A 13,710-nucleotide genomic window follows, 5' to 3' on the forward strand; every position below is an offset into this window, starting at 1 on the left:
TTTGGTATTATATAGGTATAGTCATATATGTGATTTTGATTTATAATTAAAGCTGTGCTATAATGTTTGATTAATAAAATCAATAAATGTTACATGGAGGTAAAAATGAACAAATTAAATATATGTATTGATATAGATGGAACAATAACTAGTCCTTATCATTTTCTTCCATACCTAAATGATATCTTCAATAAAAACATTACAGAGTCAGAGTGTATAACTCACAATTGGGAAGAATTATATGGTTCAGGAATAAGCGATGTATATACAGAATTTAATGATAAGTATGTACATTCATATGATGAAGCAGAAATTGTAGAAGGAGCTATTGAAGTAATAGATGAATTATCTAAGGGGCATAATTTATATTTTGTAACTGCTAGACATGAATGTTTAACTGATGTAACTAAAAACTGGTTAATTAGACAAGGAATTTTAGATATAGATGTTTACTTATTAGGAAGTGATTATAAAGTTGAAAAGGCAAGAGAACTGAGTTGTGATATATTTATAGAAGATAACCCTTTAAACTCAGTCCAATTAGCTGATGCAGGTGTTAAAGTAATACTTTTAGATACTAACTATAATAAAAATATTGAACATCAAAACATAATTAGAGTTAATAACTGGATAGATATTAAAAAGATTATAGAACAAAGTAATTAAAAGACTTATAAATTGAAAGGGGGAGCATATGATAGATTTAAAACTAGAAAACAGAAAAGGAAAAATTCATGTAAAGAGTAGTGAGATAAAAGATATTTTAGAATTACGTCCAGATTTTGAATATGTACAAGATATATCAAATACTATAAATCAGGAGAATATATTGGTGTTTGATTGTCAATTAACAGGAAATTCTTTTGATATGGATGATTTAGATATAGAAGAAATATTAGAAGAATTAGGTGAGGAAATAGATGAGTCTTATTTCAATGTCTTATTTGAGGATGTAAGAGCATATTTAAAAGATGCTACTGATGAAATAGAGGCAGATTTGCAAGAAAATTACCTATTTGATAATTTGAGATGCTATTTTGATATATATAATATAAATCAAGAATTCACTGATTTTAAGTTTGTATTTTTAGTTTCTTTTAAGGATATAAAAATATCTTCATTAGCTAATCTAGCTAAGATTGTTTCCAAAAGACAACTGATAGGAGCATCTAAGTTTTATAGTTAAAATATAAAAATATAATTTTATGATAATAAAAGCTAGTAGCTTAAAAAAATATGGGCTACTGGCTTTTTTATTTGCTCATTTTTAAAGGAAATTTCAAAATAGTATTTACATTTCTAAAAGAATATTATATATTAAACATAATGTACAGTATATCGAATAAAATATTTTAAAGTAAGTTACTGTCTTTAGATAAAATAATTAAATATACTTAGGATTATATAAGTATATTAGAGGTGAATTTATGCAGAATTTAAATGAAATAATTGCTGAGAATTTAAAAAAGATAAGGAAAGAAAAACATCTTAGCTTAGATAAAATTTCTCAACTTAGTGGGGTAAGTAAGAGTATGTTGTCTCAAATTGAAAAATGCGAAGTGAATCCAACTATATCTACTATCAAGAAAATAACGAATGGATTAAAAATATCATTTACATCATTGATGGAAAGACAAGAAAGTGATATAGAATTGGTTGATAAAAAGGATGTAGACCATTTTATTGAGGATGATGGAAAATATGTAAGTTATCCGATATTTCCATTTGATTCTAAAAGAAGATTTGAAATATTTATGATTGAGATAGAAGAGGGTGGAACATTGTATTCAAATGCTGAACTTCCAGGAACTCAAGAGTTTATTACAGTTTTTAGTGGTGAAATAACTATTAAAATAAATGGAGAGGATTATATTGTATCTAGTGGAAATTCTATAAGATTTAAAGCTGATGTATCACATATATATAGAAACTCAGGTAGAGGTGTAGCTAAAATAAGTATGGTAGTATATTATGTATAATAATTGAATGGAGTATATAGTGATATTTAGATGATTTTAAGTATGAGAGTATTTAGTATTTGAATAATAGGAGTGTGATTTATAGATGAATAACAAAAAAGCAGTTTTCTTCTTTTGTAATAATTTAGATAAAGACCCAGTGGCTAAGAATGTAATTAATTGTTGTGAGGAAGTAATGGATTTAAAGCAGACTGATATTATTGTTGATGATAATTTTGTATTAGAATTTATAGATAAAAATAATAACTTATTCCAGTTTGTAAAAACGGAAAATGTAATAAGTCATGATTATAAATATTATCTGCCAATTTTAAATAAGTATTTCAAAAATTTTGATTTTGCAGGAGTTGTGAATTGGCATGAAGGAGAGAATGCTCCAGCAAATATTCTAACAGCTCATACTATTGGAGATGTACCAACAGGCGAGTTTGGAAATTCAAATCCAAAATATTTTAGAAACTTAATTAATGCAATTGAAGATATAAAAAATGAAAACTCTCTTGATGAATTCACTACATTAACAGAAGCAACTCACTGGTCTGGAACTACATATGGGGAAGTATCTAAATTAATTACAGAATATTCTGTACCTATGTTAGATATTGAGATAGGAAGTAATAGTAATAGTTTTAATAATAAGACGGCAATACAAGTATTATCGAAATCTCTAATTAGAGTATTTGATAATGATGAGTCTATAAAAACTTTACTGTGTGTAGGAGGAGTTCACTTTGAAAATTCTTTTGCAGATATTATAAAAAATAGAGAATACAATATATCAATTGGACATGTATTACCAAATCAATGGATTGTAAGTGGAATGTATGATAATGAAGATGGATTTGAAAAATTAGAAAAGTGTGTAGACAGTATTGATGGTGGAATTGATGGTATAGTTTTTCATGATAAGTTAAAGGGGGCTTATAAAGAACAATGTCGTAAATTAGGAGAAAAGCTTAAGGTGCCTGTATTTAAACATAAGACATTGAAAACCCCAAAAGATTTGCCCATATGGTAGATTTGATTTATAATAATGAGATTTAGTAAGTATATTCAGTAAGTCAGATTAATTTTTAAGTGAGGTCAAAAATGATAATATCTTATTTTGCACTATTAATTAGAGTAGTGCTATTAGCCTTTGAAAGAGTAGTTGTAAGATTATTAGGTGATGAAGAAGGTGATATTTATAAAAATATAGCTTCATCATTTTTATTTTTCTTTATAGGTGGAGTATGTTTACTACCATTTAGTATAACGAGTAAAGTTGGAGATTGGTCTTTTTTACTACCATGCTATATAAGTAGCTTAGTTTATTCAATTGGGTCAGTAGCATATGTAACATCTCTAGCAACTGGTGAAGTTTCACTTGTAACTCCAATAAACAGTTTAAACTCACTATTTCTATTGCTTTTATCAGTTGTATTTTTAGGTGAGAGTTTTAGTTTAGCAAAAGTTGCAGGAATTATAATTATGATTGGTGGAGTATTTATATTAAAAAATGTAAGCTCTTTATTAAAAAATGCATCTGCCATTTTAAATAATCTACCATGTAGATTGATGTTTTTGTACATATTTTTTCAATCCGTAGGAAGGGTATTAGATAAGGCATTTTATGTTCAAGTATCTCCTATACTGTATTCAACGATACTTTACTTTTTTGTCGGATTAAATCTATTTGTTTTTTTAGCATTTAAAAAGAAACAAAAAGTAATCTATGAAATTTTTAGTAATAAGAAAGGACTTTCGATTTTAAGTGGTGCTATTAATGGGTATTCTTATCTAGCATTATTAATTGCTTTAAATAATTTAGAACTCAGTATAGCAGAACCATTTTCTCAAGTATCTATGATAATAACTTTAATACTTGCTCACTTTATATTTAAAGAAAATATTAAGGAGAAAATACCAGGTTCAATTCTGATATTAATTGGTGGATGGTTATTATTGCTTTAATTGATAAATCAGAGAGATAATGAAAGTGTATAAAAGGCTATAGGTAAATTTGTTTTTACACAAATCTACTTACAGCCTCCCTTTTATTTTAAAAACCCTATAGTCACTATTTTTATGTTGTCAATCTTGTATTAAAATTTTAAATACTAATTTATAATTGTTAATTCTTATGTCTAACTCTTAATGGTATATCAAGTTCTTTTGCTAATTGTTTAGATTCTTCTATTTCTTCTGGAGATATTTCATCTACTACTGAAAAAGCAACTTCTTTTATATATTTTTTACAATCCTTTGCGAAATCTAGCATATAGTTAAATGATTTTTCTCCAAATTTTGGTTGAGTAACTCTATTATAAGCTTCTTTATTTGGAGCATTAAGACTTATTGATACTGCATCTATTACATCTTTTAACATGATAGCAGTTTTTTTATTGTGTATTAAATCGCTTAGACCGTTTGTATTTATTCTTGTTTTGATATTACTTTTTTCCTTTATAAATTTAGCAACTTCTATTAATTCATTTATTCTCATTAGTGGTTCACCATATCCACAAAATACAATTTCATCATATTCATCTAAATTATATTTGTCAAAGGCTTCTTTTACTTCATCAATACTTGGTTCGTGTTCTAACCATAAGCTACCACTATTTGCTACTTCGTCTTTTTCATTTCTTATGCAAAACACACATTTACATGGACATGTATTAGTTATATTTACATAGATACTGTTTTCAATTGTATATAAGATATTCATAATTTTCCCTCCATAAATTTAAGTCTTTAGTTAAAATAACGTCTTTTAAAATCAAGTTTATCAAGTGCCATCCCTAGAAGTACAAACACAATAAAGCTTCCTATTGGTTGTAACAAACCAAGTAAACTCATTACGAAAGCACTCGTAAAGCTTCCAATAATTATTCCCTCAGCAAACATATATAAAACTAGACCTACTATGCCTGCTACAAATGAAGCAATTATATTTCTTTTGTTTATTATCTTGTCACTTTTAGAAGTGAAAAATAATACAAGTATTGGCTTTATAATTATAGTTGGTATTACCCATATTGCAGCTCCTGTAGATAAATCAGCTAGACCAGCACCTATTGCAGAGGCCACTATAGCATAGTTTGTTGGTAAAATAGTTGCAGCTAGATAAATAAAGGCATCTCCTATATGAACATATCCGTTGTTTCCACCAACTGGAATATGTAATATATAAGCTATTGTCAAACATATTATAGATGCAAATAACGCTGAAGTGACGATACAGGTCGTCTTTTTAGAAGTAGCTTTGTTCATTTTTTCCAATATAATCCCTCCTCAAAAATCCCAAACTAGCATTCTTGTAATGTTTTCTTATAAATATATTAATATTAATCATACAATTTTCATAGTTTGTTTGGTATTTTTCTGGTAAAAAGTGAATTGTACCCATTCAAAGTCTTTTGATGGAAAAGTAGATTGTAATTAGGGTAATTTAATAGGATGATTATAAAGATGGTTGTAAATTCGATATAAAATATAATAAATAGTAGGTGTATGCAAATAATATAAAAGAAGAAAAGCAATATAAGAGAGTCATACTCAATGTATATTGAATAGACTCTCTTATATTTGGGAAATTAAAGGCTATTTTGTTAGATAATAGCTAATTAATGAAAAAATATATTTATAAAATACTAATTTACTCTGTTAGCAGCAGTTCCTGTGCTTATAACATCTACAGCACTACTTAAACTAGAATAAACTATATTTTCTATCGCTGTACTAGTGAAGAATCCAAGGTGATGAGTAAATATAACTTGTTCCATAGAAAGAAGTTTGTTTATTTCTGGGTCAGTTAATTCACCTGGGTTCATTTTTTTATTTAAGAATAATCCTTCAGTTTCAAATGTATCAAGGGCAGCAGCTCTTATTTTTCCAGCTTCTAGTGCTTCTATTAAGTCCCCTGTCTTAATCAAACCACCACGACCAGTGTTTACTATGTAAGCTCCATCCTTCATTATAGCTAAAGTATCTTTATTTATCATATGTTTTGTTCCTTCAAGTAAAGGAGTATGTAATGTTATAAGGTCAGCTTCTTTAAGAAGGTCTTCTAAAGAATCTTTATAAGTTAATATATCATTTAAATCTTTATTTGGATATTGGTCAAATGCAATTACATTAGCTCCTAAGCCTTTGAATAATTTTGCAGAAGTAGCACCTATTTTTCCTGTACCTATAACACCAACTGTAATAGATCTAACTTCTGTTCCAAGAAGTTCAGCTATCCAACGATAGTCACCTTCACAGACTTTTTTCTTTACTAAAGGAGTCTTTCTTAAAAGGTTCATAGCTTGAGTAACAGCTAATTCAGCTATTGCATTAGGTGAATAAGAAGGAACATTTGTAACAATAAGTTCATTTTTATTAACTAAATCAAAATCTATCATGTCAACCCCTGCAGTTCTTGAAGCTATAACTTTAACTCCAGCATCTTTTAAAGTTTCATAGATATAAGGATTATCTATATAGTTAGTTTGTTGTATAGATATACCATCATATCCTTTAGCTTTAGTGATATTTTCTTCAGTCATGTTTTCAGGATAAATATCCACTTGAACATCCTTATGCTCTTCAGACCATTGTTTTATTACTGGTTCTTCATAATCGCGTGCTCCAAATACTAGTATTTTCATATCAATACCCTCCTGTAATTATTAAATTATATGGTAATCTTTCATTTAGAAATAATATGTAGCATATAAGGTTATATTTTTGTACAAAATTTTTAAGGTTAAAAATTTAGTTTTGAAATTGTTTTCCCTGTGTCATTTTTATATCTAGTCATTTTTTATTTAATAGAATAATTGCTTTAAAAATTTATCAAAGAAATTGTTATTTTTTAGATTAAATATTATTAAAAAATTATCTAAGTCTGAAATTAGTTAACTAACTTGCTGATTAATTACAATGATAACATGTGTTTTTGAGTTTAGCAATGAAAACTTTTTTTGAAATGTCAAGCTTTTTCATAAAAAAATATATAAAAAAAACTTTTAAATGCATGGAAAAAATAGCAAGATGCAATGGAGAGTTGCATAATGCCATGAAATGGAATTAATAATGCAATTGTATATTGTTAAAAAACATTCAAATCAAGCGATATTTTGATTAAATATAAAGTTGGCACGATAAATGCTTAACAATATAGGTGTAAGACAATAAAAAATATAAAAAATAATCATTTATAACTTTTAATAATTTTATAAGTTATCTTAATAAGATTAGGAACTTTGACACCAAATAGTTAATATCAGAAAAAAGTACTTTATGTGTGATTTAATTGAATTTTTATAATTGATACTATTAAGGAGGAAAACGTTATGCTTTTAGAAGGAGTTAAGGTAGTAGAACTTTCAAGTTTCATCGCAGCACCATGTTGTGCAAAAATGTTAGGTGACTGGGGTGCAGATGTTATTAAAGTTGAGCCTATAGAAGGTGATGGAATAAGAGTTATGGGTGGAACATTTAAATCTCCAGCATCAGATGATGAAAACCCTATGTTTGAATTAGAAAATGGAAATAAGAAGGGTGTAAGTATTAATATAAAATCAAAAGAAGGAATAGAAATATTACATAAATTAATATCAGAAGCAGACATATTTGTAACTAATGTTAGAGTTCAAGCATTAGAAAAAATGGGTATAGCTTATGATCAAATAAAAGATAAGTATCCAGGATTAATATTTGCTCAAATATTAGGATATGGTGAAAAAGGACCTTTAAAAGATAAACCAGGATTTGACTATACTGCATACTTTGCAAGAGGAGGAGTTAGCCAATCTGTAATGGAAAAAGGAACATCTCCAGCAAATACAGCAGCAGGATTTGGTGACCACTATGCAGGTCTAGCATTAGCAGCAGGTAGTTTAGCAGCATTACATAAAAAAGGTCAAACTGGTATAGGTGAAAGAGTAACAGTAAGTCTTTTCCATACAGCTATATATGGAATGGGAACAATGATAACAACAGCACAATACGGAAATGAAATGCCTTTATCAAGAGAAAATCCAAACAGCCCATTAATGACTACATATAAATGTAAAGATGGAAGATGGATTCAATTAGCTTTAATACAATACAACAAGTGGTTAGGCAAATTCTGTAAGGTTATAAATAGAGAGTATATATTAGAAGATGACAGATACAACAACATAGATTCAATGGTTAATCACATTGAAGGTTTAGTTAAGATAGTTGGAGAAGCTATGTTAGAAAAAACATTAGATGAGTGGTCAGTTCTATTAGAAGAAGCAGACTTACCATTTGAAAAAATCCAAAGCTGTGAAGATTTACTAGATGATGAACAAGCTTGGGCAAATGACTTCTTATTTAAGAAGACATATGATAGTGGAAATACAGGTGTCTTAGTTAATACTCCAGTTATGTTTAGAAATGAAGGAATAAAAGATTATACACCAGCACCAAAAGTAGGGGAACATACTATAGAAGTATTAAAAACTTTAGGCTATGACGAATCAAAAATAAATAACTTAAAAGAAGATAAAGTTGTAAGATACTAATTAGTATTTCTAGATTTTGGGAAAGGAGAATACTAAAGATGTATACAATGGGATTAGATATAGGTTCAACTGCATCAAAGGGAGTAATTTTAAAAGATGGAGAGGATATTGTGGCTTCAGCTACTATATCTTCTGGTACTGGGACTACTGGACCATCAAGAGTTTTGGAAAAATTATATAGTGAGTCAGGTCTTGCAAGAGAAGACATTGAGAAAATAGTAGTTACAGGGTATGGGAGAATGAAATATTCTGATGCTGACAAACAGATAAGTGAGTTAAGTTGTCATGCTAGAGGAGTAAACTTCATAATTCCAGAGACAAGAACCATTATTGATATAGGTGGTCAAGATGCTAAAGTACTAAAGCTAGATAAGAATGGAAGATTACTAAACTTTCTTATGAATGACAAATGCGCTGCAGGTACAGGAAGATTTTTAGATGTAATGGCAAAAATAATAGAGGTTGATGTATCTGAACTCGGAAGTATATCTATGAATTCTCAAAATGAAGTATCAATAAGTAGTACATGCACAGTGTTTGCAGAATCTGAAGTTATATCACACTTATCAGAAAATGCAAAAATTGAAGATATAGTAGCAGGTATTCACACTTCAGTAGCAAAGAGAGTTTCTAGCCTAGCAAAAAGAATAGGAGTACAAAGAAACGTAGTAATGGTTGGTGGAGTTGCCAGAAATAGTGGAATTGTAAGAGCTATGGCAAGAGAAATCAATACAGAAATTATTGTACCTGATATACCTCAATTAACTGGTGCTTTAGGAGCAGCATTATATGCTTTTGATGAAGCAAAAGAATCACAAAAAGAAGTGAAAAATATATAAAAAGAGGGATGACAATGTCTGAAAAAAAAGAAGCTAGATTAGTAATAAACGATTTATTAGCTGAACAATATGCAAATGCATTTAAAGCTAAAGAAGAAGGAAGACCTGTAGGTTGGTCAACATCAGTATTTCCTCAAGAGTTAGCAGAAGTATTTGACTTAAATGTATTATATCCAGAAAATCAAGCAGCTGGGGTAGCGGCTAAAAAAGGTTCTTTAGAATTATGTGAAATGGCTGAATCTAAAGGATATTCTATCGACCTATGTGCATATGCAAGAACAAACTTTGGTCTTTTAGAAAATGGTGGATGCGAAGCTTTAGATATGCCAGCTCCAGATTTCCTACTTTGCTGTAATAATATATGTAATCAAGTTATAAAATGGTATGAAAATATTTCAAGAGAATTGGATATACCTTTAATAATGATTGATACAACTTTCAATAATGAAGATGAAGTAACTCAATCAAGAATAGACTATATAAAAGCTCAATTTGAAGAAGCTATAAAACAATTAGAAGTTATATCAGGAAAGAAATTTGACCCTAAGAAATTTGAAGAAGTAATGAAAATATCAGCTGAAAACGGAAGACTATGGAAATATTCTATGAGTTTACCAGCAGATTCTTCTCCTTCACCAATGAATGGATTTGATTTATTTACTTACATGGCTGTAATAGTTTGTGCTAGAGGTAAAAAAGAAACTACAGAAGCATTTAAATTACTTATAGAAGAGTTAGAAGACAACATGAAAACTGGAAAATCTTCTTTCAGAGGAGAAGAAAAATACAGAATAATGATGGAAGGTATACCTTGCTGGCCATATATTGGATATAAAATGAAAACATTAGCTAAATTTGGAGTTAATATGACAGGTAGTGTTTACCCACATGCTTGGGCATTACAATATGAAGTTAATGATTTAGATGGAATGGCAGTAGCATACAGTACTATGTTTAACAATGTAAACTTAGACCGTATGACAAAATATAGAGTTGATTCTTTAGTAGAGGGTAAATGTGATGGAGCATTCTATCATATGAACAGAAGCTGTAAACTTATGAGTTTAATACAATATGAAATGCAAAGAAGAGCAGCTGAAGAAACTGGATTACCATATGCTGGATTTGATGGTGACCAAGCAGACCCTAGAGCCTTTACTAATGCTCAATTTGAAACAAGAATTCAAGGTTTAGTTGAAGTAATGGAAGAAAGAAAAAAACTTAATAGAGGTGAGATATAATGGAAGCTATTTTATCTAAAATGAAAGAAGTAGTTGAAAATCCAAATAAGGCTGTAAAAGAATATAAAAATGCAACTGGTAAAAAAGCTATAGGTTGTTTCCCAGTTTATTGCCCAGAAGAAATTATACATGCAGCTGGAATGCTTCCAGTTGGTATATGGGGTGGACAAACAGAATTAGATTTAGCTAAACAATATTTCCCTGCATTTGCATGTTCAATAATGCAATCATGTCTAGAATATGGATTAAAAGGTGCATATGATGAATTATCTGGAGTTATCATACCAGGTATGTGTGACACATTAATTTGTTTAGGACAAAACTGGAAATCAGCAGTACCTCACATAAAATATATATCATTAGTACACCCACAAAACAGAAAACTTGAAGCTGGTGTAAAATACCTAATCAGTGAGTACAAAGGTGTAAAAAGAGAACTTGAAGAAATATGTGGTTATGAAATAGAAGAAGCAAAAATTCATGACAGTATAGAAATTTACAATGAACATAGAAAAACTATGAGAGACTTTGTTGAAGTAGCTTATAAACATTCTAATACTATAAAACCATCAATAAGAAGCTTAGTAATTAAAAGTGGATTCTTTATGAGAAAAGAAGAACACACTAAATTAGTAAAAGATTTAATAGCAAAATTAAACGCAATGCCAGAAGAAGTCTGTTCTGGAAAGAAAGTTTTATTGACAGGTATATTAGCAGATTCTAAAGATATATTAGATATTTTAGAAGACAATAATATAGCAGTAGTAGCAGATGATTTAGCTCAAGAAACAAGACAATTCAGAACAGATGTACCTGCAGGTGATGATGCATTAGAAAGATTAGCAAGACAATGGTCAAACATAGAAGGTTGTTCATTAGCTTATGACCCTAAGAAAAAACGTGGGTCACTTATAGTAGATGAAGTTAAAAAGAAAGATGTAGATGGTGTTATCTTCTGTATGATGAAATTCTGTGACCCAGAAGAATACGATTATCCTTTAGTTAAGAAAGATATAGAAGATAGTGGAATACCTACTTTATATGTTGAAATTGACCAACAAACTCAGAATAATGAACAAGCAAGAACTCGTATTCAAACATTTGCTGAGATGATGAGTTTAGCTTAAGTTCATTAAAATAAATTTACTATAAAATATGAAAATTGGAGGAAGCTATGTTATATAACAAAGAGCAAGAACTTTTAAGAAAAGCAGTAAGAGATTTTGTTAGTAAAGAATTAGATACTTTACCAGCAGAAATGGATAAAACAGGTGTAATGCCTAAGGAATTAATCAAAAAATTAGCTGAGACAAAATTTATAAGCAGTAATATCCCAGAAGAATATGGTGGAGGGGGAGCAGGTTATGTTTCTTACGCTATCATAATGGAAGAAATAGCTAGAAGATGTGCTTCAACAGCTACTTTTGTAACAGCTGGTTCTTCTCTTGCTACATTACCAATACTTTACAATGGTACTGAAGAGCAAAAACAAAAATACTTAAGAGGTTTAGCAACAGGTGAGTTAATAGGAGCATTTGGTTTAACTGAGCCAGGAGCTGGTTCTGATGCTGGTGGACAACAAACAACAGCAGAATTAGTAGGAGACCACTACATATTAAATGGTAGAAAAACTTTCATAACTAATGGACCATTCTGCGATATAGCTATAGTAATAGCAGTTACAGATAGATCTAAAGGTCTTAGAGGGACATCAGCATTTATAGTAGAAAGCAAATGGGATGGTTTCTCAACAGGAGCTCATGAAGATAAGATGGGTATAAGAGGAACTGAAACTTCTGACTTAATATTTGAAAACGTTAAAGTTCCAAAAGAAAACCTTATAGGAAAAGAAGGTAATGGATTTAAAATAGCAATGGGTACTTTAGAAGTAGGTAGAATAGGTGTTGCTGCCTTAGCTTTAGGAATTGCTCAAGGTGCTTTAGATGAAGCTGTTAAATATACAAAACAAAGAGTTCAATTTGGTAAGCCTATAGCTAAATTCCAAAATACTCAATTTACTATAGCTGATATGGAAACAAAAGTTTGTGCAGCTAGAGGATTAGTTTATGACGCAGCACAAAAGAGAGATGCAGGAATGAGAGTTGCTCAAGAATCTGCGATGGCTAAATACTATGCAGCAGAAGTTGCAAATGAAGTTGCTTATAAAGCATTACAACTTCACGGTGGATATGGATTCATAAAAGATTATGAAATAGAAAGAATTTACAGAGATGCTAGAATCGTATCAATATACGAAGGAACATCAGAAGTTCAAAAAATGGTAATTTCATCAAACGTATTAAAATAATAAATAATCTAATGAAATTGGAGGTATAGACTTTGAAAATATTAGTTTGCGTAAAACAAGTTCCAGATACTAACGAAGTAAGAATAAATAAAGAAACAGGTACTCTTATAAGAGATGGGGTTCCTAGTATATTAAACCCAGATGATGCAAATGCATTAGAAGAAGCATTAAAAATTAAAGATGAGCATGATGATGTAACTATAACAGTTATAACAATGGGACCTCCTCAAGCAGATTTTATGCTAAGAGAGTGTTTAGCTATGGGGGCTGATGATGCAATATTATTAAGTGATAGAGCATTTGGAGGAGCTGATACTTGGGCTACATCAAATACTATCGCAGCAGGAATATCTAAAATAGGCGATTATGATATAATATTTGCAGGAAGACAAGCAATAGATGGAGATACTGCACAAGTTGGACCACAAATTGCAGAAAAACTAGACATTCCTCAAGTTACATATGTACAAGACTTCAAAATAGAAGGAAAAGACATAATAGTTCAAAGACAATTAGAAGATGGATATGAATTAATTAAAGTAAGTACACCTGTACTTTTAACAGCAGTAAAAGAATTAAATGCACCTAGATATATGTCTGTTGATAAAATAGTTAAAGCATATAAACATGATGTAAAAGTTTGGACAATTGATGATTTAGACGTAAATAAAGAAGAAGTTGGCTTAAAAGCATCACCAACTAAAGTATTTAGATCATTTACTCCTGAACCAAGAGGAAAAGGAGAAATCTTAGAAGGTAAAGCTGACGAAATAGCTAACAAAATAATAATAGGTCTAAAACAAAAGCACATTATATAAGTTG

At 29.6% G+C, this 13,710-nt stretch carries 14 protein-coding genes; 11 read left to right on the forward strand and 3 right to left on the reverse strand.

Annotated elements, in window-relative coordinates:
* Positions 1 to 105 precede the first annotated feature (105 nt).
* The 5 genes from KGF45_RS16565 to KGF45_RS16585 all read left to right on the forward strand — a co-directional run bounded on the left by KGF45_RS16565 (position 106) and on the right by KGF45_RS16585 (position 3,932).
* On the forward strand, positions 106 to 666 hold the full coding sequence (locus tag KGF45_RS16565; protein ID WP_227829314.1) for a 5' nucleotidase, NT5C type: 561 nt from the start codon (positions 106 to 108) through the stop codon (positions 664 to 666).
* A 28-nt stretch (positions 667 to 694) separates the two neighbouring features.
* The gene (locus KGF45_RS16570) at positions 695 to 1,186 is read left to right on the forward strand and encodes a hypothetical protein (RefSeq protein WP_054272357.1); all 492 of its coding nucleotides are present in this window, start codon (positions 695 to 697) and stop codon (positions 1,184 to 1,186) included.
* Positions 1,187 to 1,427: 241 nt separating this feature from the next.
* On the forward strand, positions 1,428 to 1,979 hold the full coding sequence (locus tag KGF45_RS16575; RefSeq protein WP_227842903.1) for a helix-turn-helix domain-containing protein: 552 nt from the start codon (positions 1,428 to 1,430) through the stop codon (positions 1,977 to 1,979).
* 85 nt (positions 1,980 to 2,064) lie between these two features.
* Positions 2,065 to 2,997, forward strand: a complete 933-nt coding sequence (locus tag KGF45_RS16580) for a D-aminoacyl-tRNA deacylase (RefSeq protein ID WP_227829316.1) — start codon at positions 2,065 to 2,067, stop codon at positions 2,995 to 2,997.
* 71 nt (positions 2,998 to 3,068) lie between these two features.
* Positions 3,069 to 3,932, forward strand: coding sequence for an EamA family transporter (locus KGF45_RS16585; protein ID WP_227829317.1), 864 nt, complete (start codon positions 3,069 to 3,071; stop codon positions 3,930 to 3,932).
* 160 nt (positions 3,933 to 4,092) lie between these two features.
* Here KGF45_RS16585 and KGF45_RS16590 read toward each other — a convergent pair whose 3' ends face one another.
* The 3 genes from KGF45_RS16590 to KGF45_RS16600 form a co-directional block, all read right to left on the reverse strand.
* The gene (locus KGF45_RS16590; protein WP_227842904.1) at positions 4,093 to 4,689 is read right to left on the reverse strand and encodes a TIGR04100 family radical SAM protein; all 597 of its coding nucleotides are present in this window, start codon (positions 4,687 to 4,689) and stop codon (positions 4,093 to 4,095) included.
* Positions 4,690 to 4,715: 26 nt separating this feature from the next.
* The gene (locus KGF45_RS16595; RefSeq protein ID WP_227842905.1) at positions 4,716 to 5,243 is read right to left on the reverse strand and encodes a TIGR04002 family protein; all 528 of its coding nucleotides are present in this window, start codon (positions 5,241 to 5,243) and stop codon (positions 4,716 to 4,718) included.
* A gap of 371 nt (positions 5,244 to 5,614) precedes the next feature.
* Entirely contained in the window at positions 5,615 to 6,613 is a 999-nt protein-coding gene (locus tag KGF45_RS16600; RefSeq protein ID WP_227829320.1) for a D-2-hydroxyacid dehydrogenase, read from the reverse strand.
* Between the two features lie 687 nt (positions 6,614 to 7,300).
* On the opposite strand from KGF45_RS16600, the gene hadA reads away from it, so the two are divergent.
* Genes hadA through etfB form a run of 6 tightly spaced genes read left to right on the forward strand, consistent with a single transcriptional unit; the run spans position 7,301 to position 13,706 of the window.
* A complete protein-coding gene (gene hadA / locus KGF45_RS16605) occupies positions 7,301 to 8,500 on the forward strand; it encodes an isocaprenoyl-CoA:2-hydroxyisocaproate CoA-transferase HadA (RefSeq protein WP_227829321.1) in 1,200 nt (399 codons plus the stop codon).
* A gap of 38 nt (positions 8,501 to 8,538) precedes the next feature.
* Positions 8,539 to 9,339, forward strand: coding sequence for a 2-hydroxyisocaproyl-CoA dehydratase activator HadI (hadI, locus tag KGF45_RS16610; RefSeq protein ID WP_227829322.1), 801 nt, complete (start codon positions 8,539 to 8,541; stop codon positions 9,337 to 9,339).
* 14 nt (positions 9,340 to 9,353) lie between these two features.
* On the forward strand, positions 9,354 to 10,580 hold the full coding sequence (hadB, locus tag KGF45_RS16615; protein WP_227842906.1) for a (R)-2-hydroxyisocaproyl-CoA dehydratase subunit HadB: 1,227 nt from the start codon (positions 9,354 to 9,356) through the stop codon (positions 10,578 to 10,580).
* Positions 10,580 to 11,707: a (R)-2-hydroxyisocaproyl-CoA dehydratase subunit beta gene (hadC, locus tag KGF45_RS16620; protein WP_227829323.1), complete on the forward strand. Its 1,128-nt coding sequence runs from the start codon at positions 10,580 to 10,582 to the stop codon at positions 11,705 to 11,707. Before hadB ends, hadC begins: the two co-directional genes overlap by 1 nt.
* A gap of 47 nt (positions 11,708 to 11,754) precedes the next feature.
* Positions 11,755 to 12,888 carry a putative isocaproyl-CoA dehydrogenase AcdB gene (acdB, locus tag KGF45_RS16625; RefSeq protein WP_227829324.1) on the forward strand — a complete coding sequence of 378 codons (1,134 nt, stop codon included), beginning with the start codon at positions 11,755 to 11,757 and terminating at the stop codon, positions 12,886 to 12,888.
* 32 nt (positions 12,889 to 12,920) lie between these two features.
* Positions 12,921 to 13,706, forward strand: a complete 786-nt coding sequence (etfB, locus tag KGF45_RS16630; protein ID WP_227829325.1) for an electron transfer flavoprotein subunit beta — start codon at positions 12,921 to 12,923, stop codon at positions 13,704 to 13,706.
* Positions 13,707 to 13,710: the final 4 nt, after the last annotated feature.

Source organism: Clostridioides sp. ZZV14-6154 (assembly GCF_020657785.1).
GTDB lineage: Bacteria > Bacillota > Clostridia > Peptostreptococcales > Peptostreptococcaceae > Clostridioides.